Origin of the sequence: Paraburkholderia sp. GAS41 (assembly GCF_050436545.1) — a bacterium.
GTDB lineage: Bacteria > Pseudomonadota > Gammaproteobacteria > Burkholderiales > Burkholderiaceae > Paraburkholderia.
The window spans coordinates 117,676-143,447 of the sequence record NZ_JBNDMK010000011.1 but is presented as its reverse complement, the minus strand read 5'-3'; the positions used below and the strand labels follow the sequence as shown (position 1 = coordinate 143,447).

Here is a 25,772-nt window from a genome sequence, read left to right as displayed (position 1 = left end):
CAGACAAGGAAGCCCGAAAGATGAGCCAGCTCCCGACCGCCCAGGCGGCACAGACAGCCCATATCCATGCTGCGCCGCTCGTTGGCGTGCTGATGGGGTCCAGTTCCGACTGGGAAGTCATGAAGCACGCCGTTGCGATCCTGCAGGAATTCGGCGTACCGTATGAAGCCAGGGTGGTGTCCGCGCACCGCATGCCCGACGAGATGTTCACGTATGCGGAAGGCGCGCGCGAGCGCGGCCTGCGCGCGATCATCGCGGGCGCCGGCGGCGCCGCGCATCTGCCCGGCATGCTGGCCGCCAAGACCACCGTGCCGGTGCTTGGCGTGCCGGTGGCGGGCAAGTACCTGAAGGGCGTCGATTCGCTGCATTCGATCGTGCAGATGCCCAAGGGCGTGCCGGTCGCGACGTTTGCCATTGGCGAGGCGGGTGCCGCCAATGCCGCGCTGTTCGCGGTGTCGATCCTGAGCGTGACCTCGACCGAATACGCGAATGCGCTTGCCGCGTTCCGCGTGCGCCAGAACGAAGCGGCTCACGCAATGGTTTTGCCCGCGCTGTAAGCGCGCGTTTTTGGCCTGAAGTTCCCAGCCTGACCCCGGTGCGGTGCGCATTCATGTGCGCCGCCCGTGACCGACCACTGAGATGAATCCAGACAATACACCGGTTTCACCGATTCTGCCCGGCGCATGGCTTGGCATGGTTGGTGGCGGCCAACTCGGCCGCATGTTCTGTTTTGCCGCCCAGGCGATGGGTTATCGCGTTGCCGTGCTCGATCCGGACGAAGCCAGTCCAGCGGGCGCGGTTGCCGATCGCCACCTGCGTGCGGCCTACGACGACGAAGCATCGCTCACCGAACTTGCGCGTCTGTGCGCGGCGGTGTCCACGGAATTCGAGAACGTGCCTGCCGCGAGTCTCGATTTCCTCGCGCGCACGACCTTCGTGAGTCCGGCTGGCCGCTGTGTGGCCGTGGCGCAGAACCGGATCGCCGAGAAGCGTTTTATCGTCGAATCGGGCGTGGCCGTGGCGCCGCACGTCGTGATCGAATCGTCGGACGCGCTTGCCGCGCTCGACGACGCGACGATTGCCGCGGTGTTGCCCGGCATTATGAAGACGGCCCGGCTTGGCTATGACGGCAAAGGTCAAGTCAGCGTGCGCAATGCCGAGGAAGTGCGCGAGGCACATGCTTCGCTCGGCGGCGTGCCGTGCGTGCTGGAAAAGCGGCTGCCATTGAAGTTCGAAGTCTCGGCGCTGATCGCGCGTGGTGCGAACGGTGCGTCGGTGGTCTATCCGCTCGCGCAGAACACTCACCGCGACGGTGTGCTGTCGCACACCATCGTGCCGGCGCCGGACGCGAGTCCGACGCTCGTCAGCCAGGCGCAACAGGCCGCGCTGCAGATTGCCGACAAGCTTGGGTATATCGGCGTGTTGTGCGTCGAATTTTTCATTCTGGAAGACGGCTCCCTCGTGGCCAACGAGATGGCGCCACGCCCGCACAATTCCGGCCATTACACCGTCGATGCCTGCGCCACGAGCCAGTTCGAACAGCAGGTCCGCGCCATGACGGGCATGCCGCTCGGCGACACGCGCCAGCATTCGCCGGCGGTGATGTTGAACCTGCTCGGCGACGTCTGGTTTCCGGACGGCGCCAAGCGTGCCGCCGTCACGCCGCCGTGGCACGAGGTGGCCGCGATGCCGGCCGCGCGTCTGCACCTTTACGGCAAGGAAGAAGCGCGGTGTGGACGCAAGATGGGCCACATCAACTTCACTGCGGCGACGCTCGACGAAGCCCGCACGGCTGCGCGCGATTGCGCCCGGCTGCTGCATATCCTGAAGGGCTGACGCAAGCGCCATCATGCCGGATCAAGCCAAACCTGCCGACGCCGCAGCCAGGACTGTCGTAGAGGTCGCAGCCAAGGCCGCGGCCAAGGCCGTCGGCGAGACCGCCGCCAAGGCCGCTTCCAAGGCTGCCGCCGAGGCCGCCGTCGGGCCCGCCGTCGACGCCGCGCAAATCGGGCACGCTGCGGCGCTGCTGGACGCGGGCGAACTAGTCGCGTTTCCGACCGAAACCGTCTACGGCCTCGGCGGCGACGCCCAAAGCCCCGACGCAGTGGCGCGCATCTACGCAGCGAAGGGCCGGCCGGCGAATCATCCGGTGATCGTGCATCTTGCGCCACACGGAGATCCGGGTTATTGGGTCGAGCATCTGCCGCCCGAAGCGCTGCGACTGATCGATGCTTTCTGGCCAGGGCCGCTCACGCTGATCCTCAAGCGTGCCGCGCATATTCCCGCGGCCGTGAGCGGTGGGCAGGACTCGGTGGGTTTGCGCTGTCCTTCGCATCCGGTGGCGCAGGCGCTGCTCGCAGCATTCAGCGCGCTGCGCGGCGGTCACGGCGGCGTCGCCGCGCCGTCGGCGAACCGCTTCGGACATGTGAGCCCCACGAAGGCGCAACACGTGCGCGAGGAGTTCGGCGGCACGATTCATGTGCTCGATGGTGGCTCGTCGGATGTCGGCATCGAGTCGACCATCCTCGATCTGTCGCGCGGTTTTCCGGCGCTGCTGCGGCCGGGGCGCGTGACGCCGCAGGATATCGCCGAGGTGCTGGGCGAAGCGCCACGTCTGCCGGACGGCTCGGATGCCACGGCGCCACGCGCCTCGGGCACGCTCAAGGCGCACTACGCGCCGCGCACGCCGCTCGCCTTGCTGCCGTTCGAGGCGCTAGAGCCTCTGCTGACAGCGCGCGAGGCGAACGAACGGGTTGCCTTGGTGGCACGGGTGTCGCGCGCCGGACATTGGGCCGATGCCGATGGCGTGCACTTCATGGCGGCGCCCGAAGATCCCCATGTGTATGCACGCGAGCTGTACAGCTTGCTGCGCGCACTTGACCGCGCGAACGTGGCGCGCATCCTGATCGAAAAACTGCCCGATACAATCGAATGGATCGCGGTGAACGATCGGCTTGGTCGGGCTGCGGCGGCGTTCGAGGCGCAGGGGTAGCGCATTTCCGCGTCGCCATAGCGACGCAAAATTAAACGCTTTGCTTCACTATAGACCAGCAATTGGATGCGATTTTCTTCGTCTTGCAGAAGCTGGCGTCTCTAATTTGATGCACCGCTAACTCCCGGAACCCTTTCGGGCAAAAAAAGACCCGCAATCCCCATTGGGACGCGGGTCTCAGCTTCAAGCAGCCCAAGATACAACACGTTTCTGGCCTGGTCAAATCATCCACGCCAAGGCGCATCTACAACTGAAAGCAAAGCGGGCAGGTCCCCCAGACCCGCCGCGTTTCACCCCACTTAGTGACCCACCCCAGCCGCCGCGATCTGCTTCTCCACGAACTGCGCGAATAGCGCATGCGTGTGCGTCGTCGGGTGGACCGTGTCGGCGAAGATGTAGCTCTGATCCGCACCGGCCACCGTGTAAGTCTGCGGCGAACAGAACAGCGACGAGGCGAACTGGGCACCGTACTGCTGAGCGGTCAGGCCGTTCGTCAGGACGGCCGGATTCGCAGTCGCGTAAGCCGCAGCGTTGTTTGCCATCGACGTCAGGTTACACGCCGTGCCCGTGTTCGAAACCGTGAAACCGAGCGACTGGTAGTTCGGTAGCAAGGTTTGGTCGAACCAGTTGAACGCATCGGCGAGGATCACGGTGTGGGACGCGATCAACGGCGCGAGTGCCTGTTCGAGCGTCGCATTGAAGGCCGCGCTGATGCCGGTCAGCAGCGCGCCCGAGCCGGGAGATTGGGCTTCCGCGGCGACGCCGAGCGGAGTCTGACCGATGTCGGGGATGGTCATCAGCACGATGTGCGTCGCGCCCGCCTTGGCGATCGCGCCGATTTGCGTCGCGAGCGCGACCGCGGCCTGACCGACCTGGCTGTTGGTCTGCTGCAGGTAACCGGCGATATACGTGACCTGCCCCGTTTGCGTGTTCGGTATGGTGCCGTTCATCAGGCCCGTCTGCAGCGCAGTGCCGAGCGCCGTCAGATTGGCGGCCGTCGCGTACTGGAAGATGTCGTTTGCGCCGCCGTCCACCAGCACGAGCTGGTTCGCATTGAAGCTTCCATGGGCCGCCAGGTATTGCGACACCTGGGTCTGCACCGGAATCGTCGTGGCCGCCAGGTTGTTCGGCGCCCAGCCTTCACCTTCGGCGTTGACGACATCCGAGCCGCCTTGCGCGTAACCCAGGCCACCGGTTGCCGCCAACGGCTGGCCGAAGCCGCCCAGGTAGGCCGGCGTCAAAGTGCCGCCGTAGTATTCCGCGACCTTTTGCGTCCAGATTTCACCCGGGTTGGTCGTGAAGCGGCCGCCACCGAAATCGGCGCCAATCACCGGCGAATACGTACCCACGTCCGAAAGGCTATCGCCGAACGACACGACCTGCAGGTTGATACCGCCCGCGGGCGTCGCGCTGCTGGAATTGTTGTTGCTGCTGCCACCGCCGCAGGCTGCCAGCATCGCGAAGGCTGCGCTCGCGATCGCTACTTGCGTCAGGCGCACCAGACCCCGATGTTTCATTCCCTGTTGTTTCATGTTGACTTCATCTCCTCTCGTATGTGGCCTTTTTGCCATGTGATGCAGGCGGCGTCCGCCGCGTCGGCGGCGTGACGACAGCTTACAGAAACTTCCCCGGTGTTCGCGGTGCCTGAAACGTCGCCGGGTTGCTTGCCGATGCCGGGTTATCCAGCGCATCTGCAGGCGTGACGGCATGGAGGGCTGCGTTGCCGGACGCATTCGCCGTGCCCGGACGGGCACCGTCGGCGTCGTCCTTCCTCGATGCCTGGGACTGCGTGTCGCCAAGCGACGCGTGGTAAGCCGCTGCCCACGCCGGCGGGCCGAACAGCGCGCTCAGCTTGTTGCGCCAGCCTTGCACGCGCCGCACGTCGGCGCTCATCGAAGCCCATTCGTGAAAGGTCGCTTTCAGCGGGTTAAAGGTATGGAGCGGTTCGACGATGCCGTAGACCGGCGCGTCGTGCGGATCCTCTTCCACGAAGCTGCCGAACAGCCGGTCCCAGATCACCAGAACACCGGCGTAATTACGGTCGATGTAGCGGTCGTTGCGCGCGTGATGCACGCGATGGATCGACGGCGTGTTCAGCACGTATTCGAGCCAGCCGAGCTTGCCGATCACTTGCGTATGCACGAAAAACTGGAAGGCGAGATTGATCAGCACAATGGCGACAATCTGCTTCGGCGGAAAGCCGAGGATGGCGAGCGGAATCCAGAACACCCACATGCCGGCGATCGGGTACATCAGGCTCTGCCGGAAGGCGGTAGAAAAATTCATCCGCTCCGACGAATGATGCACCACGTGCGCGGCCCACAGCCACCGGACGCGGTGACTGCAGCGGTGAAACACGTAATAAAGCAGGTCCTGCGCGACAAACAGCACAACGAACGAAACCCAGCCCGCCTGCCACGTGTAGATGCGGAAGTGGTTGAAGCAATAGGCATAGACGGGAATGATCGCGAGCCACGCGAGCTTGTCGGCGGCTTGCTGCTGCAGCGCGAGCGCGGCGTTGCACAGCGTGTCGCGCCAACTGTAGAGGCGCGCTTCGGGACGCGTGCGATGCAGGTGCCACGCCTCCCAGCCGATACATGCAAGGAAGACGGGCGCCATGGCGAGTAGCAGCAATTCGGCATCGAATTGCATGGACGTCTTCCTCCGTGGTCCCTGACCGCTGCGAATGCCGCAGCGGGCGTTGTCGTTGTCGTTTGAACCGGCAACGCGAACCGAGGTGGCGCGCGACCGGCGCGCGTCGTGGTGCGTTTCACGCGCGCTTCAAACACTGCCGCAAGCGTACACGCTCTGCGGCTCGTCGCGCATGGCTTCGCTAGAAGGAATCCTCAATGCTGGGCGTGCTTGTGCGGGTTTTTCCTGGGCTTGCCGCGCGGTTCGTCGGCCACGTCCTGAATCGGTTGCAAGGGGCCCTGATAAACCCATTCGAGCAGCGAGTCGTGCGCCGCGCGCGCCGCTTCGGAGTGCGGATCGTTAATGATGCTAACCACCACGTAGCTCACTCCATCCGCGGAGGCCACGTAACCGGCGATCGCGCGCACGTCGCGCAAGGTGCCGGTCTTGATGTGCGCGTTGCCGTTTACCGGCTGTGAGGTGAGCCGGTTGCGCATGGTGCCGTCGACGCCCGCCACCGGAAGCGAATCGACGAATACCTGGGCGACCGGACTCGCGTTGGCCGTCTGCAACAGATCGGCCAGCGAGAGCGCCGTGATGTGCTCGTTGCGCGACAGGCCCGAGCCGTTGTCGAGCGACAGGTATTCCATGTTCAGGCCGCTTCGCTGCAGAAACGCTTCGATCGCGTGCGCGGACTTCTCGGGCGTGGCGGGCGGTTTGCTGGTGACCGCGCCGATCGTCAGGAACAGGTTGCGCGCCATCGTGTTGTTGCTGAACTTGTTGATGTCGCGAACGATATCGGAGAGCACCGGGCCTTCGTGTGTGGCGACGAGCCGTGCATCGAGCGGCACCGCACCTTCGTGGGTGGCGCCCTTGAAGGTGCCGCCGGTTTGCTCCCATAGCGCGAGGAAACCGCCCGCGAAGAAGGCCGAGTGATCGAGCACGGCGACGTTGAGGGTACGCGGCCCGCAGCGCTCGGCATAGTCGCCGGCAAACGACGCGACCACGGTGCCGTTCGGCTGCGGCGTCACGGCCGGCGTGGGCAGTTCGCCACGGCACGGGCCGCCGGTGGCGTGCAACTGGTTGTCGATCTGCAGTTGTGCCAGGGCGGGGATCACGTCCACGGCCACGCTGCCGTCAGATGCGGGCGTGAGCGTGAACGATAGCGATTTGAAAGCGTAGAGCAGCGGATCGGGGCCGACGTTGTAGGGCGCGTTCGCGTCGTCGTCGAAGGGCGGCAGGTCGCGCGTCGACGGATCGAAATAGCGCTTGTCGAGCACCAGCGCGCCGTCGATCCCGTTGATGCCGGCCTTGCGGATCTTCTGCACGAGGTCGATCAGTTCTTCAGGCACGAGCTTCGGGTCGCCCGTACCCTGGATGTACAGGTTGCCGTGCAGGATGCCGCTGGCGTCGAGCGTGCCGTCCGCGTAGGCGCTGGTGCGCCAGCGGTAGTCGGGCCCGAGGATCGACAGACCCGAATACGTGGTGACGAGTTTCATCGTCGAGGCGGGCATCATCGGCTTGCCGGCGTTCAGGGCGACGATCGGCGTGGGATCGCCGACTTTTTCGATCACCACGCTGATATCGGACAACGGCACATGGGCGCGCGCAAGAGCGGTCATGACCGTAGCCGGCAGCACCGTGCTGACGTTGACCGCCGGATGTTTGGCCTTGACCCGGGCCTGCACCGGAACGGCGCAGGTGAGCGCGGCACACGCGAGCAGAAGCGCGGCGCTGCGCAGCGGGCCGGTGTTACGTGCGACGGGCGTGGTCGACATAGCAGACCCGCCAGACTTGGCAGAGCGGACAGGGGTGACAGGCTTGATAGATGAAAAGGCGCACGGCGCGAGACGGCGTACGAGAGAAGACAGGAAGACGTGCGTCATGAAGGGGCGAAAAAACCTAAAAATCACGGCTGAAGCACAGTGCGCGCGGCGCACCGTGCTCATGTGGGGCATTTCAAGGGAGGCGCGTCCGGCGCGCAGCAAAGCCGCCTGTGCCACGCGCAACTCCTGGGCTTGCCGCGCCGTGCTCCGATGAGTCGGGGCCGCAAGGCGCGTCACGCAAAAGCGCTCATTGTAGAGACATGCCGCGACCATGCGGTGAAATTGCACCGCATCTGCGGCAATGGACGGGGCCCGATCGCACGACCCCGGGCCGGGCGCTAGAATGCGGCATCGTGAATGTTTCGGAAACGTAGAGTCATGCGCATATTGCTAGTCGAAGACGACCGGATGATTGCCGAAGGCGTGCGCAAGGCGTTGCGCGGCGAAGGCTTCGCGGTTGACTGGGTGGAGGACGGCGAGGCTGCGCTGAGCGCGGCCGGCGGCGAACCTTACGATCTGGTGCTGCTCGATCTGGGCCTGCCCAAACGCGATGGGCTGGATGTGCTGCGCGCGCTGCGCGCCCGCGGCCATACGCTGCCGGTGCTGATCGTCACGGCGCGCGACGCCGTGGCGGATCGCGTCAAAGGACTCGACGCGGGTGCCGACGATTACCTCGTCAAACCTTTCGATCTCGACGAACTCGGCGCCCGCATGCGCGCGCTGATCCGCCGCCAGTCGGGCCGCAGCGATTCGACTATCCGCCACGGTTCGCTCACGCTCGATCCCGCTTCGCATCAGGTCACGTTAGCCGGCGCGCCGGTCGCGCTCTCCGCGCGAGAATTCGCACTGCTCGAGGCGCTGATTGCGCGGCCGGGCGCGGTTCTCTCGAAGAGCCAGCTCGAAGAAAAAATGTACGGCTGGGGCGAGGAAATCGGCAGCAATACCGTCGAGGTGTACATCCACGCGCTGCGCAAGAAGCTCGGCGCGGACCTGATCCGCAACGTGCGAGGTCTCGGTTACATGATCGCGAAGGACGCCTGAGCCGATGCGTTCCATTCGCCGTCAATTGCTGTTCTGGCTGCTCGCTATCGTGTTGCTGGGCGTCGGCATTGCCGGCTGGCTGATCTACCACCAGGCGCTCGCCGAGGCCAACGAGCTATTCGATTACCAGTTGCAGGAGATCGCCGAGGCGTTGCCGTCCGAGCCGTTTTCGCAGGTGCTCGGCTCGCGCGATACTGGCGACGAAGGCATCGTGCTGCAGATCTGGAATCGCAACGGCGCGTTGATGTACTACTCGCGCCCGCGTGCGCCGCTCGCGCCGCGCGCCGAACTGGGCTTTTCGACCGAGCGCACCGAGCGTGGCGATTGGCGCGTGTACGGCGCGATTGTCGGCGACAACGTCGTGCAACTGGCGCAGCCGGTGTCGGTGCGCAACCGGCTCGCGGCCAACGTCGCATTACGCACACTGTGGCCGCTGATCGTGCTGCTGCCGTTGCTCGGGCTGGCGGTCTGGGTTGTGGTAGGACGTGGGCTCCGACCGCTGCGCCGGGTGACCGGGGCGCTCGAAACGCGTCATCCGGAAGCGCTCGATCCGTTGCCCGACAGCCGTCTGCCGCTCGAAGTGCAACCGCTCGTGCGTGCGCTCAACGGCCTGCTGCAGCGGCTCGCCACGGCGCTCGACACGCAGAAGGCGTTCGTCGCCGATGCCGCGCACGAACTGCGCACGCCGCTCGCCGCGGTGCAGATCCAGACGCAACTGGTGGCGCGCACCACCGACGATGCCGGCCGCCGCGAAGCGCTGTCCGATCTGCAGGCGGGCGTCACGCGCGCCACGCGGCTTGCCGAACAGTTGCTGGCGCTGGCGCGCTCGGAACCGGATGGTCACGTGCAGGCCCAAACGATCGACCTACACGCGCTGCTCGAGAACTGCGTCTTGACCTACACGCCGCTCGCGCAGCAGCGTGGCGTCGATCTGGGCGTCGAGACGAATGAAGCCGCCAGCGTGACCGGCGACCCCGACGCGCTGCGGGTGATGCTCAACAATCTGGTGGACAACGCAACCAAATACACGCCGCGCGGTGGCCGCGTGGACGTGAGCCTGCTTGTCGAAGCCGGTCATCCGGTGGTGCGCATCGCCGACAACGGACCGGGCATTCCACCCGCCGAACGCGAGCGCGTATTCGACCGCTTCTATCGGGCCGGGGAGAGCGCCGATCGTGCCCGTACGGATGTCTCGGGCAGCGGACTGGGGCTCGCCATCGTGCGACGCATCGCCATCCAGCATGGCGCTAGCGTGATGCTGGGCGACTCGCCTGCGGGCGGTCTCGAGGTCAGCGTGCGCTTCTGAGCGTGTTCAGTGGCAGACAGGTGAAAAGGGCGAGGATTTGCCGGCGTTCCATTGTTTAAGACTCCTTTAAGCGATAGCACGTACGCTTCATCCCATCCCCTTGAGCCTTTCTCCCTGTCAGGAGTACACGATGAATGCGAAAACCCTGTCCCGCAGCGCCGTCGCCGTTGCCGTTGCCGTCGCGCTGTCCGTCGGTTATGTGGCGGGCCATCGCGATGTGCCCGCGCCCCAGGTGATCGCACCGGCGCAAGCCGCGATGATGCCTGCCGAGGCGGCCGCGAAAACCGGCGTCCCCGATTTCTCCGGCCTGGTTGAAACCTATGGCCCGGCCGTCGTCAACATCAGCGCGAAACACGTGGTCAAGCAGACCGCGATGCGCAGCGGTGGCGACAACGGCGGCAATGCGCAGCAACTGCCGATCGATCCGAGCGATCCGTTCTACCAGTTCTACAAACGCTTCTTCGGCGGCGTGCCCGGTATGCAAGGCGGTGGCGGTGGCGACGATGGCGGCGAGCAGGGCGACCAGCCGAGCGCGAGCCTCGGATCGGGCTTTATCGTCAGCAACGACGGCTACATCCTGACCAACGCGCACGTCGTCGACGGCGCCAATGTCGTCACGGTCAAGCTGACCGACAAACGTGAATTCCGCGCAAAAGTGGTGGGCGCGGACAAGCAGTCGGACGTGGCGGTGCTGAAGATCGACGCGAGCAACCTGCCGACCGTCAAGATCGGTGATCCGAACCAGAGCAAGGTCGGCCAGTGGGTCGTGGCAATCGGCTCGCCTTACGGTTTCGACAACACGGTGACCTCGGGCATCATCAGCGCGAAATCGCGCTCGCTGCCTAACGAAAACTACACGCCGTTCATCCAGACCGATGTGCCGGTCAACCCCGGCAATTCGGGCGGCCCGCTGTTCAACCTGCAGGGTGAAGTGATCGGCATCAACTCGATGATCTACTCGCAAACGGGCGGCTTCCAGGGCTTGTCGTTCGCGATTCCGATCAACGAAGCCATCAAGGTCAAGGACGACCTCGTCAAGACCGGTCACGTGAGCCGCGGGCGTCTGGGCGTAGCCGTGCAGGGCATGAACCAGACGCTGGCGAATTCGTTTGGCCTGTCGAAGCCGAACGGCGCGCTGGTGAGCTCGGTGGATGCAAACGGACCCGCAGCCAAGGCCGGCTTGCAGCCCGGCGACGTGATCACCGCGGTGAACGGCTCGCCGGTGGCGGACTCGACCGACCTGCCGGCGCAAGTGGCGAGCCTCGCACCGGGCAGTCCGGCGACCGTGACCGTGTGGCGCGACAAGGCCAGCAAGGACATCAAGGTGACCATCGGCGCGATGTCCGACACCAAGGCAGCGAAGAGCGAGAACACGCCCGAGCAGATGCAGGGGCGTCTCGGCGTCGCGGTGCGGCCGCTTACGCCGGAGGAAAAGAGCAACGCCTCCGTCTCGCACGGTCTGCTGGTGCAACAGTCAGGTGGCGCGGCTGAAAATGCCGGCATCCAGCCGGGCGACGTGATTCTGGCGGTCAATGGCCGTCCCGTGACGAGCGTCGATCAATTGAAGCAGATCATCACGCAGGCGGGCAACAGCATCGCCCTCCTGATCCAGCGCGATAACGCACAGATCTTTGTGCCGGTGGACTTGGGCTGACGTAAAACTTGCCGGTCCGTTTGCATAAACTGCCGATGGACCGGCGTCCTTGCAGGTGAGTGGCGTGCCGTAGCCGACGACAGTTTGCGGTGCGAGCGGTGTTCGTCGGCGCGCCCGGCGGTGCGCCAGCCATGCAGGAGGTGCGAGCGGGCAGGCAGGCACGGCAGTTGCACTTCTTGGTCGGGCAGACCTACCCGACTCTTGAAAGGAGCGATGCAATGAAAATTCAAGGCAATCAGCGACGGCTCGTTGCGGCTGCGGTCAGCGTAGCGCTGACGCTCGGCCTCGCGGGCGGCGCGTGGGCGCAACAGCCGGCCGATACCACGGGCGGCAATACCTCCGACGACACGAGCGCGGGCAACGACAACGGCGGCGGCATGCCGCAGGTTCAGCATCAGGGCGACGTGGCCTTCGTGTCGGGCGGCGTCGGCAGCGACGAATCCAAAGCCTTGCAGGGCGCAGAACACCGCTGGCCGCTGGCGCTGCGTTTTACCGGCCCCGGTTCGGACTTCCTTGCCGACGTCCATGTGCAGATCGTCGACGCACACGGCTCGGACGTGTTGCAGACGACCTCTCGCGGACCGTACATGCTGGTGAAGCTGCGCCCCGGTCGCTACACCGTGCATGCGCGCTACAAGAGCGACGATCAGCAGAAGGCGGTGACGATCCCGACCACGGGCAGCGCGAAGTCGGCGTTTTACTGGAACACCCAGTAACCCGCCTTCACGCGAAGGTCGCGCAATCGGCCGAAGATTGGCCGATAATGATGCCACGGGAGATCCCGTGGCTTTTTTCATTCTGAATCCATGCTGAAAGCCGCCACGGACCGCCACAGTTTTCGCTGTCTGCGCGCGGCTACTGGGCTTTGAACCGCCTGCGGTGTCTGCCGCGCCGCCGGCGCTGACCGCCATCTGACGCCTGACAGGCGCCTGACTAAGGCCTGACCGATTTTTCGCATACGGAGCCGTGATATGAGCGATGCCTCGACGCCTAACGGAAGTCCCGCCAGTGGCGATGCCTCCCACGGCGAGGCTGCGGCCGGTGCATCGCGCGGGGCTCACCGCATTGCTATTGCCGTCAATGAACACCGGGTGCGGGTGATCCATCAGGGTGTCACGATGGCCGACACACAGGCCGCCCTCACGTTAGCCGAGACCGGTCTTCCCGAGGTATTTTATTTTCCGCGCGGCGATGTCAATATGGCGCGGCTCGAACGCTCCAACCATACGTCGCATTGCCCGTTCAAGGGGGCGGCGTCGTATTTCCATCTGCGCACTGAAGACGGCCTGGTCGAGAACGCCGTCTGGTGTTACGAGGACCCGCTCGACGGGGCCCGGCAGATCAAAGGGTATCTGGCGTTTTATGCATCGCGCGTCGACCGCATCGATCAGACATCCTGATCCCGCGGGCGCGCGTTCATCGGGGAGGCAGCCATGCAATTGAACGACGCGTTACGGATTGCCCTTGCACCGTCCGATGTCTGGGACGCGCTGCAGGATATCGCGTTGCTGCGCGCCAGCCTCGACAATTGCGAATCGTTTACCCGTCTGGCGAGCGGCGAATACGCGCTGACCCTGACCGTGCCGCTCGGACCGTTGCGCGCCCGCTACGAAGTGCGGGCGCATGTCGCCAGCAAGAATGCTTCCGAACCCGACGCGCCGCATCGTGCCTTGAACTTCAAGGCGCGCGCCGAAGGCATCGGCTCGCTGCGCGGACAGATCGACGTGACGCTGCGTCCGGACGAAACCACCTCGAACAAGGCACCCAGCACGCGCATCGACTATTCGGTGTGGGCCACCCTGACCGGGCCGCTCGCGGAATTGCCGACGCGTCAGCTGGAGAACGCGCTGCATGAGCTGGCTGACGATTTCTTCACCGAATTCTGCGCGGTCGTCCAGGCAAAGCACGGTCAGGGGCCGAACCGCGCGCGCGGCACCCACAGCCGGCGCCAGCATGTGTTTTTGCGGCCGATCAACCTGGGCGGAATGGCGCGACGCGCCCGCCACCACGATCACGGCGGCAGCCTGAGCGGACGTGCGACCAGCACGCTGTTCGGCACGCGCGCCTCGCATGGCGTGTCGCATCGCGAGCCGACGCCGCATGCCATGCCGCAGTGGCTCTGGGGCCTCATGATTCTTCTGGTGGCCGTACTGATGTACGCGGCGCACTGGTTCAGCCAGAGCTGAGCGCGGCGCGAGCTTGAGTCCGGACGGGGCTAAACGGGGTTGCCGCCCGTACGCAGTGCCGGGCTGAGCCTGAATGCGTCGAACATCGCTTCGACGAGTTCCCGCGCGTGCAGCTCGAAATCGGTGGATTCGGGCAGAAGCAGCATGTCGCGCAGCGAACCGCCCACAAACGCGTGCAGCATGGTCGCCGCCAGCCGCGTATTCAGGTCGGCGGGCATCTGGCCTTTAGATATGGCGTTACGCAAGCCGAGTTCGATCTTGCCGAGTCCTTCGCGCATGTTGGTCTGATAACGGGCCATCACCGGGCCCATTTCTTCGACGAATTCACACTTCAGAAACAGGATGTTGAACACGCGGCGGCGCCGCGCGTCCGCCGCGGTATCGCGCAGGCACACGGTGCAGATATCGATCAGCCGGCCGAGCGGGTCGGCCTCTTCGGGATTGACCGAGGCGGCTTTGAGTTCGTCGAGCGGCAGCAGCACCCGATCGAACATTTCGTTGAACAGGTCGCCTTTGTTAGCGAAATGCCAGTAAATCGCTCCACGGGTAACACCCGCAGCCTGAGCGATATCGGCCAGCGATGTGCGCGACACACCCTTCTCGAAAAAGACCCGCTCCGCGGCATCGAGGATGCCGGCACGTGTCTCCAGCGCCTCTTCCTTGGTCCTTCTGACCATATTCGTCTGACCTGCCTGTTTGCGGGATTACCCGGACACTTTTAAACCCGGCCCGTCACGATACAACCGACTGTTGCGACTTTTGGGAACAATTATTGCCGACCAATGGGCGTGCGGATAGTGAAACACACTTTTACATCCATCCGCGCATGTATATATAATAGCACCCCATCGATCGGATAGCCCAAGCAGTGGAGAGCGGTTAATATCCGTCACTGTTGCCTTTCAAAACGCTTGACGTCGTACCGAAAAGGTCGGCGTCGTGCGGCATTTCCGGATTTGGTGCATTTCAGGGTTGTTCATCCAATTCGCATAATTGGGCTGACGGTCACGCGTCGCGAGACGCGTGTGAGCGTTGCTTCCCCGGGGTAGGGACGCGCGCACTTTTCACGCATTTTTTCATTTTCTCAGCCTTGACAGAGGTCGCTCCATGCGCGTCGAACGGGTTCCATTTCGCTTAATCAGTGCCGCAACGGCTGCCATCCTGCTGGCAGCGTGCGGACCAAAACAATCGGTCCCGCCACAACAAACGCCGGAAGTCGGCATCGTGACCGTCCAGCCGACGGCCGTGCCTGTCGTCACCGAACTGCCGGGCCGTACCAATGCATTCCTCGTGGCGCAGGTGCGCGCACGGGTGGACGGCATCGTGCTGCGTCGCGAATTCACCGAGGGCAGCCAGGTGAAGGCTGGCCAGCGTCTTTACAAGATTGACCCGGCGCCGTACATCGCCACCTTGAATAGCGCCAAGGCAACCCTGGCCAAGGCCGAGGCGAACCTCGTGTCCGTCACTGCGCAGGCCAACCGTTACAAGGTGCTGGTCGCGGCCAACGCGGTCAGCAAGCAGGACTACGACAACGCGGTGGCCTCGCAAGGCCAGGCGGCAGCGGATGTCGCCTCGGGCAAGGCAGCGGTCGATACGGCGCAGATCAACCTGGGCTACACGGATGTCGTCTCGCCGGTGAGCGGCCAGGTCGGCATCTCGCAGGTCACGCCGGGCGCATACGTGCAGGCGAGCGCCGCGACGCTGATGTCCACCGTGCAGCAGCTCGACCCGATGTACGTCGACCTGACGCAATCGAGCCTGGACGGCCTGAAGCTGCGCCGCGAAGTGCAGGAAGGGCGTCTGAAGACGAGCGGTCCGGATGCGGCCAAGGTCACGCTGATTCTCGAAGACGGTCGCACCTATTCGGAAACCGGCAAGCTGCAGTTCAGCGACGTCACGGTCGACCAGAGCACCGGTTCGGTCACGGTTCGCGCCCTGTTCAAGAACAAGGACAACGTGCTGTTGCCGGGCATGTTCGTGCGTGCGCGCATCGAGGAAGGTGTGAACGACCACGCCATCGTCGTGCCGCAGGTGGGCATCACGCATGACCAGAAAGGCACACCGACCGCACTGGTGGTGGGTGCCGACAACAAGGTCGCGTTGCGTCAGCTCGTCACCTCCGCTACGTACGGTTCGAACTGGGTGGTCGATAGCGGCCTGAACGCGGGCGACCGCGTGATCGTGCAGGGCACCGACAAGGTTCGTCCGGGCATGGAGGTCAAGACCGTCCCCGCGCAACTGCCCGCCACACCCGCTTCCGACGCCACCGCTCAAGGTGCGCCGGCCGCCAGCGGTGCGCAGCCGGCACAAGCTGCCTCTGCTGCATCGGGCGCGTAATAACAGGGAGCCTGTTTCATGGCAAAGTTTTTTATCGATCGCCCGATTTTTGCGTGGGTGATCGCCATCATCCTGATGCTCGCGGGCATCGCGTCGATCTTTACGTTACCGATCGCGCAATACCCGACCATCGCACCGCCGGCCATCCAGATCAGCGCGAACTATCCGGGCGCGTCGGCGAAGACGGTTGAAAACACCGTCACGCAGGTGATCGAGCAGCAGATGAGCGGTCTCGACCACTTGCTGTATCTGTCGTCCACCTCGGACGACTCGGGTACGGCTACCATCACGCTGACGTTTGCCGCCGGCACCAATCCTGACATTGCGCAGGTGCAGGTCCAGAACAAGCTGCAGCTCGCCACGCCGCTTCTGCCGCAGGAAGTGCAGCAGCAGGGGACGAAGGTCACCAAGTCGAGCAGCAGCTTCCTGCTCGTCATGGCCTTCAATTCCGAAGACGGCAGCATGAACAAGTACGACCTGGCGAACTATGTCGCCTCGAACATCGAAGATCCGATCAGCCGGATCGACGGTGTGGGCACGGTCACGCTGTTCGGCTCGCAGTACGCGATGCGGATCTGGCTCGATGCGAACAAGCTCAACAACTACGGCCTGACGCCGGTCGACGTGCAGGCGGCCATCACGGCGCAGAACGTCCAGGTGTCGGGCGGTTCGCTCGGCGGCACACCTGCGGTTCCGGGGCAGTTGCTGCAGGCCACCATCAGCGAAGCCACGCTGCTGCAAACGCCCGAGCAGTTCGGCAACATTCTGCTGAAAGTGAACCAGGACGGTTCGCGCGTGCTGCTGAAAGACGTGGCGCGTATCGATCTCGGCGGCGAAAACTACAACTTCGACACCAAGTACAACGGCGTGCCGACGGCAGGCTTCGGTATTCAGCTCGCCACGGGTGCCAACGCTCTGGCTACGGCCAAGGCGGTGCGCGAGAAGGTCGACCAGTTATCGAAGTACTTCCCGCACGGTCTGGTCGTGAAGTACCCGTATGACACGACGCCGTTCGTGCGTCTGTCGATCGAGGAAGTGGTCAAGACGCTGCTCGAAGGGATCGTGCTGGTGTTCCTCGTGATGTACCTGTTCCTGCAGAACCTGCGCGCCACGTTGATTCCAACGATCGCGGTGCCGGTGGTGCTGCTCGGTACGTTCGCGATCATGAGCGCGGTGGGCTTCTCGATCAACGTGCTGTCGATGTTCGGTCTCGTGCTCGCCATTGGTCTGCTGGTGGACGATGCGATCGTGGTGGTGGAGAACGTCGAGCGGGTGATGGCCGAGGAGGGCTTGTCGCCACGCGACGCCACCCGCAAGGCCATGGACCAGATCACCGGCGCCCTGGTCGGCGTGGCGCTCGTGCTGTCGGCGGTGTTCGTGCCGGTGGCGTTCTCGGGCGGCTCGGTGGGCGCGATTTACCGGCAGTTCTCGCTGACCATCGTGTCGGCGATGGTGCTGTCCGTGCTGGTGGCGCTGGTGTTGACGCCGGCGCTGTGCGCGACGATTCTCAAGCCGATTCCGCAGGGCCATCACGAAGAGAAGAAGGGTTTCTTCGGCTGGTTCAACCGGAACTTCGAGAAGAGCCGCGACAAGTATCACAGTGGGGTGCACCACGTGATCAAGCGTTCGGGCCGCTGGCTCATCATCTACCTGGTGGTGATCGTGGCGGTGGGGATGCTGTTCGTGCGCTTGCCGAAGTCGTTCCTGCCGGATGAAGACCAGGGCACGATGTTCGTGCTGGTGCAGACGCCGTCGGGCTCGACCCAGGAAACCACGGCCCATGCGCTGAAGGACATTTCGGACTACCTGCTCACAACCGAGAAGGGCATTGTCGAATCGGTGTTTACGGTGAACGGCTTCAGCTTCGCGGGTCGTGGCCAGAACGCCGGTCTGGTGTTCGTGAGGATGAAGGACTACTCGCAGCGCCAGCATGCCGACGAAAAGGTGCAGGCTCTGGTGGGGCGTCTCTTCATGCACTTCGCGGGCTACAAGAACGCGCTGGTGTATCCGGTCAACCCGCCGTCGATTCCTGAACTCGGTACCGCAGCCGGCTTCGACCTGGAACTGCAGGATCGCGCGGGGTTGGGTCACGAGAAGCTCATGGAAGCGCGCAACATGCTGCTCGGCATGGCTGCGAAGGACCCGATGCTGGCGCAGGTGCGTCCGAACGGGTTGAACGACACACCGCAGTTCAAGGTGACGATCGACCACGAGAAGGCCTCGGCGCTGGGTATTTCGCTCGCCACGATCGATCAGACGTTCTCGATTGCGTGGGCGTCCTCGTACGTGAACAACTTCCTCGATACGGACAGCCGGATCAAGAAGGTGTATCTGCAGGGTGATTCGCCGTTCCGGATGAACCCCGAAGACCTGAACGCCTGGTACGTGCGTAACGGCGCGGGCACGATGGTGCCGTTCTCGGCGTTCGCGAGCGGCCAGTGGACGTACGGCTCGCCAAAGCTGGAGCGCTACAACGGCATTTCCGCGGTCGAAATCCAGGGTGCGGCGGCGCCGGGCAAGAGTACCGGCCAGGCGAATGCGGCAATCGAAGCGATTGCGGCGAAGCTACCGGCGGGGATTGGCTACGAATGGACCGGGCTGTCGTTCCAGGAAATCCAGTCGGGCTCGCAAGCACCCATCCTGTACGGCATCTCGATCCTCGTCGTGTTCCTGTGTCTCGCGGCGCTGTATGAGAGCTGGTCGATCCCGTTCTCGGTGATCATGGTGGTGCCGCTCGGCGTGCTGGGCGCACTGCTCGCGGCCACCTTGCGTGGTCTCGAGAACGACGTGTTCTTCCAGGTGGGTCTGTTGACCACGGTGGGGCTGTCGGCGAAGAACGCGATTCTGATCGTGGAATTCGCCCGTGAGCTGCAGCAGAGCGAAGGCATGGGCCCGGTCGAGGCCGCGCTGGAAGCCGCGCGTCTGCGGTTGCGGCCGATCCTGATGACCTCGCTTGCGTTCATTCTCGGTGTGATGCCGCTGGCTATCAGTAACGGCGCGGGCTCGGCGAGCCAGCACGCCATTGGTACCGGCGTGATCGGCGGGATGTTGACCGCCACCTTCCTTGCGATCTTCATGATCCCGATGTTCTTCGTCGTGGTCCGTTCGAAGTTCGGCGGTGACAAGGAAGACCCGGATGCGGCGCTCGAACACTATAACCAGCACCATCCGCACGACCCGCAAGGCCAGGGTCAAGATGGAAGCGGCTCGGGCAAGGGAGGACATTGAGATGCAAAAACACTCTTTGATTGCAGTGGCGGTTGCGATCCTCGCTACGGCTTGCACGATGGAGCCGAAGTACGATCGACCCGCCGAGCCGGTCTCCGGCGCGTTCCCGGCGAGCGGCGTCTACGCGACGCAGCCGGGCCCGGCGAATGCCGGCGCACGCAGTGCCAATGGGCAAGCAGCGGTCGACATCGGCTGGCGCGACTTCTTTGCCGACGCGCGCCTTCAGCGGCTGATCGAGCTTGCGCTGAAAAACAACCGCGATCTGCGCGTGTCGGTGCTGAATATCCAGCAGGCGCAGGCGCAATATCGGATCGCACGCTCGAGCCTGTTCCCGACTGTCAATGCGGCGGGTTCGGAGACGCGCACGCGCACGCCGGCCAACCTCTCGCTGCCGGGTCAGGAGCTCAGCACCGATTATTCGGTTGGGCTCAACGCGTCGTGGGAGCTCGACTTCTTCGGCCGGATTCGCAGCTTGAAGGACCAGGCGTTGGACCAGTATCTGTCCACGGCCCAGGCCCGCAAGGCAGCGGAAATCGCGCTGGTGTCGTCAGTGGCGGACCAGTATCTGACGCTGCTCTCGGATGACGATCTGCTGAAGGTCACGCAGGACACGTTGAATACGGCGCAGGCCTCGTACAACATCACGAAGCTGCAGTTCGAAACGGGCACGGGTTCCGAACTCGATCTGCGTCAGGCCGAGACAGTGGTCGAGCAGGCGCTGGCGAACCAGCAGGCGCAGGCGCGTCTGCGGGCGCAGGCGGAAAACGCCCTGGTGCTGCTGGTGGGCGAACCGCTGCCGGACGATCTGCCGTCGGGCAAGCAACTCGGCGATCAGGATCTCCTCACGGATATCCCGGCCGGACTGCCGTCCGACCTGCTGACGCGTCGTCCGGACATCGTCGAGGCTGAAGAGAATCTGCTGGCTGCCAATGCGAACATCGGAGCGGCGCGCGCTGCGTTCTTTCCGAAGGTCTCGCTGACGGGCAATTTCGGCACGTTGAGCCCGTCGCTGGGTGGGCTGTTCAAACCGGGGTCCGCGGCGTGGTCGTTTGCGCCCACGATCACCTTGCCGATCTTCACCGGCGGTGAGAACAAGGCCAATCTCGACCTCGCGCATGTCCAGAAGAACATCCAGATTGCGCAGTACGAAAAGGCGATCCAGACGGCCTTCCGGGAAGTGGCGGACGGTCTCGCGGCACGCGGTACCTACGATCAGCAGATCCAGGCGCTCGAGCGCAATACGTTTGCTGAACAGCGCGCGCTTACGTTGTCGGAGTTGCGCTACAAGAACGGCGTGGATAGCTACCTGAACGTGCTGACCGCGCAGACCAACCTGTATGCGGCGCAACAGTCGTTGATTGCGGCGCGGCTGAACCGCCTCACGAATCTGGTCGATCTGTACCAGTCGCTGGGCGGAGGCTGGATCGAGCACAACGGCGATCAACCGCGTCCGGCTGATGCGCCGGTCGACTACAGTGCGACGGGCAGCTCGGCGGCTTCGGTGAATTAGAAGCAACAGGAAGCGGGCGAGGGTGGATTCTTTTGCGGAATTCGCGGCTCGTTGAGCAAACAGATCCGGCAGGGCAAGGGCCGGCGTGACCGGTATATCCCGCTGGGCGAGCGGGCGTGCTACTGGGTGGAGTGGTACTGCGACCGGATACGGCCGTCGCTCGCGGTGAGGGCGGACGAATGGACGCTGTTCCTGACGGACTACGGCGAACCGTTCGGCAAGGGGCGGCTGTCTGACCTGGTGAAGCGGTACATGGAGAGGACGGGCATCCGCGAGGGGGCGTGTCATGTGTTGCGGCACGCGTGCGCGACGCACATGCTGGAGAACGGTGCGGATATCCGGTTCATCCAGGCGCTGCTGGGCCATGCGGACCTGTCGAGCACGCAGATCTACACGCAGGTGGCGATCGGCAAACTGAAGGAGATCCACGCGGCGACGCATCCGGCGAAGCTGGAGCGTGATGCGCTCTCCCTCTTAGCCGCTATCGAGGCCCAAGTGGACGGGGACGCAGGGTAAAGGAGTGCGGGCCTGGCGGCCCGACGGTGAAGAAGGTCCAGCGGCCTGCGGCCGGAGGCAACGAGGGCCGGGGGTAAATGTTGGGCCGGCTGCGCCGTCCCAACATTAAACATAACGCCCGGAAATTAGCACCGTTTGGCGGGCCGTCATCGCGCCAGTCGTTGCGTTTGCCGGCCCGCCAAACGGTGCTAATTTGCGTTATGTCTGGCGCCCCCGGCCCGGCCGGGTGCGCGAAGCGCACAGCAATACATCAGGGCCGCTGTGCGGCCAGTCACCTGGTGCACGAACAAGGCCAGGCAAGGCGCTGCGCGCAGGGCAAAGTCAGGGGCCGCGAGGCGGCCAGTGAATGGAGTGGGCCCCGCCCACCCGTCAGTCTGCTGCGCGCGGGCTGCGGCCGCGGTGCGGCCTTCGCGCCGTGCTCGCAGCCTGCCTCCCGTCCGCCCCCATGGGGCTCCCCAAAGTGAAGAACGAAAAAGCGCAAAGCGTGCTTCGCATGCGGTGCAAGCCGCCATGTCGTCTTGCACCGCATGTCCGAGCGTAGAACCCCGGTGGCCGTCAAGGCTGCCCTTCGGCGCGCGGTGCGCGGCCTTGACGGAGCAAGCGTGCGTAGTCGGATATGCGCCGTTACCGCGTAACGCCAGGGTCTGCGCGGTTCTGGCGCAGTGGGGCACGACAGCCCTGTTCCGCCGGGTTTGCCGTCTCCCTTCGGGAGCCGTCAAACCCGGCGGGCGACAGCAACGTTATCCATCCGGCCAGGTGTCGTTACGCGGTAACACCTGGCATGCTGGTGTTACCGCGTAACGATCAGAAGGAGGCTCCATGGCAATGAGTAGTGCAGCACGGCAGGCGGCGTATCGGGAGCGGCATCTGAAGGACGAGAACGGCAAGGGCGAGCGGCTGAGCCTGGTAATTGACCTGCATGCGAAGCGTGCGCTGGAACGGGTCGCTGCGTGTTACGGCGTCACGCAGCGGGCGATGCTGGAGCGGCTGCTGGTGCAGGCCGAAGAGGCGGCGCTCAGGCGAGCGGGGAAGCTACCCAAAGGACAGGCTGATTACTACGCTGGCCGGCTGGATCTGGATATCTGAGGCGTTACGCGGTAACGCCGGCCATGCGCCTGTTACCGCGTAACGACCCTGAAGTCACACTTGTTTCGAGATACGAATCAATCGAGAATCGCGTCTGGAAAAAATTCTCTGTCCGGCGAAGTCGATACGCGGCAAAGCCTTGCCTGATAAGGGGAAGCGGCCCATGTGAGGGCGGATTCGCGTCGGGACGTTTGTTTACTGTCGGAACCGGTATTACGATCCGAACACCGCAAGGTTCATCAGTGAAGACCCGATCGGCTGGGCGAGTGGGCAGACCAATGCGTATGCTTATGTGGGTGGGAACCCGGTGCAGTTCAGCGATCCGGAGGGGTTGCAGTGGGCATTTCCTATTCCAGCGGGTCCGATGCCGGGTATGGGGCCACAGGTGGGTGGTGGTGTTCCGCCTTGGTTCAAAGATCTGGTCAACGGCATTACGTCGATCAAGCCGCCGACAAATGCCTACGATCCGAACGGACCGAAGGCGCCTGGTAAGCCCTCAGCGGCTGATGGATTTCAAGACCCCAAGGGTGGTGAAAATTGGGTACCCAATCCGAATCCAGGAAGGGGAGGCTCTGCGTGGGGAACCGCCCACTTCTGTAGCCGCTAAAGAGAGCGTGCTGCCCGCGAGCGTCGAACCTGCCGCGCCGGCATTCGATATCCCGTGCGAGGTGAGTGGGTTGGAAATCGTGTTCACGCTGGATCCGGTGCGCTACCGTGTGCGCGGGTTTGATGCCAGGGCGAAGGCGACGGCGGGCGACAGCAACGTTATCCATCCGGCCAGAAGGTGCGGACGCTTAGAGGTGACGGGACTTGGCTTTGTGAGCCATTAGATGATTGATCTGTTGCTGCTGTTCCCCCATCGTGTCTATTGTGAAATATATTTCGATTGAAAGTAGGTGGATCTGCCGCAGGCGGTAAGCGACGCGCAGTACAACGGCGCGAACCAGCTCACGCGTTGGGCGGGCAAGACGCTGGGTTATGACCTGAACGGCAACCTTGCGAGCGACGGGGCTAACGAATACAGGTGGAATGCGCAGAACCTGCTGGCGCAGATGGTCAATGGGCACCGGATGCAGTCGTTCTGGATTGGCGACGAACTCAGCTTCACGATTCCGGATGACGACTGGGCGCATCGTATCCGCCAGTTCTCGCCTTACCCGGAGAGCGGTCTTGATGAGCTGACGTACCGGCGCATTGGGGATGATGCGGACGGGGATCGGTATGTGCTGCGCGATGGCAACAAAACAATGTGATCGCGCTGACCGATGCGAACCAGCAGAGCCAGACGCAGTACAGGTATCAGCCGTATGGGGCGACGACGGTAACGGGTGCGGGTGATTCCAACGCGCAGCAGTACACGGGGCGGGAGAATGATGGGACGGGGCTGTATTACTATCGCAATCGGTACTACGACCCAACGACCGCAAGGTTCATCAGTGAGGATCCGATTGGGTGGGCGAGTGGGCAGACGAATGCGTATGCTTATGTGGGTGGGTCAGCCACGATCAGCTTCCCGCATGAGTTGATGGTAGTCAACGGTTGGTGAGTGTTGACGCACTCGGCCGGCGCAGCCAGGCGACGCTGGCGAATGGCATCACGGCGACCTACGTGTGGGATGCAGCCAGCCAGCTGACCAACATCCCATACAAACCGGCTAACAGCAGCGTGCTGGGCGATCTGACATACGGCTACGACCTCGCAGAGCGGCGCACGAAGGACGGCGACCGCGGTACTCACTTGACACGCATTGCAAGGGCGACCGCCCACTTGAACTCAATGCAAATCCACCGCCCGCATCATCTCATCACCCGCCGCCGGTTCGTCATTCGCGCCACGTCCATCAAAATCATGCCCAGCGCGACGGATATCACGCTTCGCCGCACGTTCACCCTTCACGCCGTTGAACACCAGGTTCAACACCACCGCCGACACCGACGCCAGCAAAATCCCGCTATGCAGCAGCGGCGAGAGCGCGGACGGCAATTTGGCAAAGAACTGCGGCGACACCACCGGCACCAGACCCAGACCAATACTGACCGCGACGATGAACAGGTTGTGGTGGTTCTTCACGAAGTCGACCTTCGACAGCACCTTGATGCCGTTCGCAGCCACCATCCCGAACATCACGATACCCGCGCCGCCGAGCACGAACGCCGGCACTGACGCGACCACCTGTGCCATCTTGGGAAACAGGCCCAGCAGCACGAGAATCACGCCGCCCATGGCACAGACGAAGCGGCTTTTCACGCCCGTCACGCCGATCAACCCAACGTTCTGCGAGAACGACGTATGCGGGAACGAGTTGAAAATCCCGCCGATCAGCGTGCCCAGCCCGTCGACGCGCAGACCGCGCACCAGCGTTTTCTGGTCCACCGGACGATCCACCATGTCGCCGACCGCGAGGAACATGCCGGTCGATTCGATGAAGGTGACGAACATCACCGTGACCATCGTCGCGATGGCGAGCGGATCGAAGTGCGGCAGACCGAAGTGAAACGGCATGACGATGCCGACCCACGGCGCGGCCGTCACGCCTTCCATGTTGACGCGTCCGAGCACCACAGCAATTACGAAGCCGGCGACGATCCCGAGCAGCACCGAGATGTTGGCGATAAAGCCTTTGCCGAACTTGTTGATCAGCAGGATTAGCGTCAGCACGAGCAACGACAGGCCCAGATAGACCGGATTGCCGTAGTCGGGATTGCCGACACCGCCGGCCGCCCAGTTGATGCCCACTTCCATCAGCGACAGCCCGATGACGGAAATCACCACACCGATCACCACAGGTGGAAAGAAGCGCAACAGCTTGCCGACTGCAGGCGCGACCAGGATGCCTATCACCCCGGCCGCAATCGTCGAGCCGAAGATATCGAGGATACCCAGACTCGGATTGGTGCCGATCGCCACCATCGGGCCGACCGCCGCGAACGTGCAGCCCATGATGACGGGCAGCCGGATGCCGAAGATCCACAAGCCAAGGGTCTGGATCAGCGTGGCGATGCCGCAGGAGAAGAGGTCGGCGCTGATCAGGAACGCAATCTGATCCTTGGGCAGTTTCAGCGCGCTACCGATGATGAGGGGGACCGCCACCGCACCTGCGTACATGACGAGGACGTGCTGAATGCCGAGCGTCAGCAACTGGCCTGCGGGCAGTCGCTCGTCGCACGGGTGAACCGTGTTCGATTGCATTTGTCTCTCTCCAACATCTCGTTTTGGGATGACTCCAAGGTATGCGGAGAGAAAAAGCACAACAAGCCCACTGGGGCCTATTCCCGGCTTCGCGACGATCGTATGGGGCAGGGCATTTTGTAAGCCAATCTGGCTACGCATGCTGCGCAAACCGGCTGTGAGCCCCATGCTGCGGTGCTGGCGCCCGAGCGTGGCAACGGGCCGGATCAAAGCGATATGTGTGAGAATCCATGAGGTGTATTCGAATCGACACATAGTGTTGTTTTGACG

Annotated in this window: 23 protein-coding genes; 18 read left to right on the top strand and 5 right to left on the bottom strand. The window is 63.7% G+C overall.

The window, feature by feature from the left end; translation table 11 throughout:
- Positions 1–20: 20 nt before the first annotated feature.
- The 3 genes from purE (at position 21) to P3T43_RS17265 (ending at position 2,992) form a co-directional block, all read left to right on the top strand.
- Positions 21–557 (top strand): 5-(carboxyamino)imidazole ribonucleotide mutase, encoded by a 537-nt coding sequence (gene purE, locus P3T43_RS17275; RefSeq protein ID WP_429282253.1) that lies wholly within the window; start codon positions 21–23, stop codon positions 555–557.
- Positions 558–639: 82 nt separating this feature from the next.
- Positions 640–1,836 carry a 5-(carboxyamino)imidazole ribonucleotide synthase gene (locus P3T43_RS17270; protein ID WP_429282252.1) on the top strand — a complete coding sequence of 399 codons (1,197 nt, stop codon included), beginning with the start codon at positions 640–642 and terminating at the stop codon, positions 1,834–1,836.
- A 13-nt stretch (positions 1,837–1,849) separates the two neighbouring features.
- Positions 1,850–2,992, top strand: coding sequence for an L-threonylcarbamoyladenylate synthase (locus tag P3T43_RS17265; protein WP_429282251.1), 1,143 nt, complete (start codon positions 1,850–1,852; stop codon positions 2,990–2,992).
- Between the two features lie 299 nt (positions 2,993–3,291).
- Here P3T43_RS17265 and P3T43_RS17260 read toward each other — a convergent pair whose 3' ends face one another.
- From P3T43_RS17260 to dacB, 3 genes are all read right to left on the bottom strand, one after another.
- Positions 3,292–4,524: an SGNH/GDSL hydrolase family protein gene (locus P3T43_RS17260; RefSeq protein WP_429282250.1), complete on the bottom strand. Its 1,233-nt coding sequence runs from the start codon at positions 4,522–4,524 to the stop codon at positions 3,292–3,294.
- A gap of 82 nt (positions 4,525–4,606) precedes the next feature.
- Positions 4,607–5,644 (bottom strand): sterol desaturase family protein, encoded by a 1,038-nt coding sequence (locus tag P3T43_RS17255; RefSeq protein WP_429282249.1) that lies wholly within the window; start codon positions 5,642–5,644, stop codon positions 4,607–4,609.
- A gap of 194 nt (positions 5,645–5,838) precedes the next feature.
- The gene (dacB, locus tag P3T43_RS17250) at positions 5,839–7,401 is read right to left on the bottom strand and encodes a D-alanyl-D-alanine carboxypeptidase/D-alanyl-D-alanine endopeptidase (protein ID WP_429282248.1); all 1,563 of its coding nucleotides are present in this window, start codon (positions 7,399–7,401) and stop codon (positions 5,839–5,841) included.
- Positions 7,402–7,827: 426 nt separating this feature from the next.
- Between dacB and P3T43_RS17245 the strand changes: the two genes are divergently transcribed.
- From P3T43_RS17245 to P3T43_RS17220, 6 genes are all read left to right on the top strand, one after another.
- Positions 7,828–8,490: a response regulator gene (locus tag P3T43_RS17245; RefSeq protein WP_429282247.1), complete on the top strand. Its 663-nt coding sequence runs from the start codon at positions 7,828–7,830 to the stop codon at positions 8,488–8,490.
- Positions 8,491–8,494: 4 nt separating this feature from the next.
- Entirely contained in the window at positions 8,495–9,796 is a 1,302-nt protein-coding gene (locus tag P3T43_RS17240; protein WP_429282246.1) for an ATP-binding protein, read from the top strand.
- Between the two features lie 130 nt (positions 9,797–9,926).
- Positions 9,927–11,450, top strand: a complete 1,524-nt coding sequence (locus P3T43_RS17235; protein WP_429282245.1) for a DegQ family serine endoprotease — start codon at positions 9,927–9,929, stop codon at positions 11,448–11,450.
- Positions 11,451–11,668: 218 nt separating this feature from the next.
- Complete coding sequence (locus P3T43_RS17230) at positions 11,669–12,166, top strand: carboxypeptidase regulatory-like domain-containing protein (protein ID WP_429282244.1); 498 nt, start codon at positions 11,669–11,671, stop codon at positions 12,164–12,166.
- A 255-nt stretch (positions 12,167–12,421) separates the two neighbouring features.
- Complete coding sequence (locus P3T43_RS17225) at positions 12,422–12,850, top strand: DUF427 domain-containing protein (RefSeq protein WP_429282243.1); 429 nt, start codon at positions 12,422–12,424, stop codon at positions 12,848–12,850.
- 33 nt (positions 12,851–12,883) lie between these two features.
- Positions 12,884–13,636: a CoxG family protein gene (locus P3T43_RS17220; RefSeq protein WP_429282242.1), complete on the top strand. Its 753-nt coding sequence runs from the start codon at positions 12,884–12,886 to the stop codon at positions 13,634–13,636.
- Positions 13,637–13,665: 29 nt separating this feature from the next.
- Here P3T43_RS17220 and P3T43_RS17215 read toward each other — a convergent pair whose 3' ends face one another.
- On the bottom strand, positions 13,666–14,313 hold the full coding sequence (locus P3T43_RS17215; protein ID WP_429282241.1) for a TetR family transcriptional regulator: 648 nt from the start codon (positions 14,311–14,313) through the stop codon (positions 13,666–13,668).
- Positions 14,314–14,743: 430 nt separating this feature from the next.
- Between P3T43_RS17215 and P3T43_RS17210 the strand changes: the two genes are divergently transcribed.
- From P3T43_RS17210 to P3T43_RS17170, 9 genes are all read left to right on the top strand, one after another.
- The gene (locus tag P3T43_RS17210) at positions 14,744–15,973 is read left to right on the top strand and encodes an efflux RND transporter periplasmic adaptor subunit (protein WP_429282240.1); all 1,230 of its coding nucleotides are present in this window, start codon (positions 14,744–14,746) and stop codon (positions 15,971–15,973) included.
- A gap of 18 nt (positions 15,974–15,991) precedes the next feature.
- Positions 15,992–19,201, top strand: coding sequence for an efflux RND transporter permease subunit (locus P3T43_RS17205; protein ID WP_429282239.1), 3,210 nt, complete (start codon positions 15,992–15,994; stop codon positions 19,199–19,201).
- Position 19,202: 1 nt separating this feature from the next.
- Complete coding sequence (locus P3T43_RS17200) at positions 19,203–20,711, top strand: efflux transporter outer membrane subunit (protein ID WP_429282238.1); 1,509 nt, start codon at positions 19,203–19,205, stop codon at positions 20,709–20,711.
- A 51-nt stretch (positions 20,712–20,762) separates the two neighbouring features.
- On the top strand, positions 20,763–21,227 hold the full coding sequence (locus tag P3T43_RS17195; RefSeq protein ID WP_429282237.1) for a tyrosine-type recombinase/integrase: 465 nt from the start codon (positions 20,763–20,765) through the stop codon (positions 21,225–21,227).
- Between the two features lie 819 nt (positions 21,228–22,046).
- Positions 22,047–22,313: a hypothetical protein gene (locus P3T43_RS17190; RefSeq protein WP_429282236.1), complete on the top strand. Its 267-nt coding sequence runs from the start codon at positions 22,047–22,049 to the stop codon at positions 22,311–22,313.
- Positions 22,314–22,488: 175 nt separating this feature from the next.
- Positions 22,489–22,920: an RHS repeat-associated core domain-containing protein gene (locus P3T43_RS17185; protein ID WP_429282319.1), complete on the top strand. Its 432-nt coding sequence runs from the start codon at positions 22,489–22,491 to the stop codon at positions 22,918–22,920.
- Positions 22,820–23,143, top strand: coding sequence for a hypothetical protein (locus P3T43_RS17180; protein ID WP_429282235.1), 324 nt, complete (start codon positions 22,820–22,822; stop codon positions 23,141–23,143). The genes P3T43_RS17185 and P3T43_RS17180 overlap by 101 nt, the downstream gene beginning before the upstream one ends.
- 66 nt (positions 23,144–23,209) lie before the next feature.
- On the top strand, positions 23,210–23,566 hold the full coding sequence (locus tag P3T43_RS17175; RefSeq protein ID WP_429282234.1) for a hypothetical protein: 357 nt from the start codon (positions 23,210–23,212) through the stop codon (positions 23,564–23,566).
- Entirely contained in the window at positions 23,563–23,859 is a 297-nt protein-coding gene (locus P3T43_RS17170; RefSeq protein ID WP_429282233.1) for an RHS repeat-associated core domain-containing protein, read from the top strand. The genes P3T43_RS17175 and P3T43_RS17170 overlap by 4 nt, the downstream gene beginning before the upstream one ends.
- Positions 23,860–24,086: 227 nt before the next feature.
- On the opposite strand, the gene P3T43_RS17165 is transcribed toward P3T43_RS17170, so the two are convergent.
- Positions 24,087–25,502 carry a nucleobase:cation symporter-2 family protein gene (locus P3T43_RS17165; RefSeq protein ID WP_429282232.1) on the bottom strand — a complete coding sequence of 472 codons (1,416 nt, stop codon included), beginning with the start codon at positions 25,500–25,502 and terminating at the stop codon, positions 24,087–24,089.
- Positions 25,503–25,772: the final 270 nt, after the last annotated feature.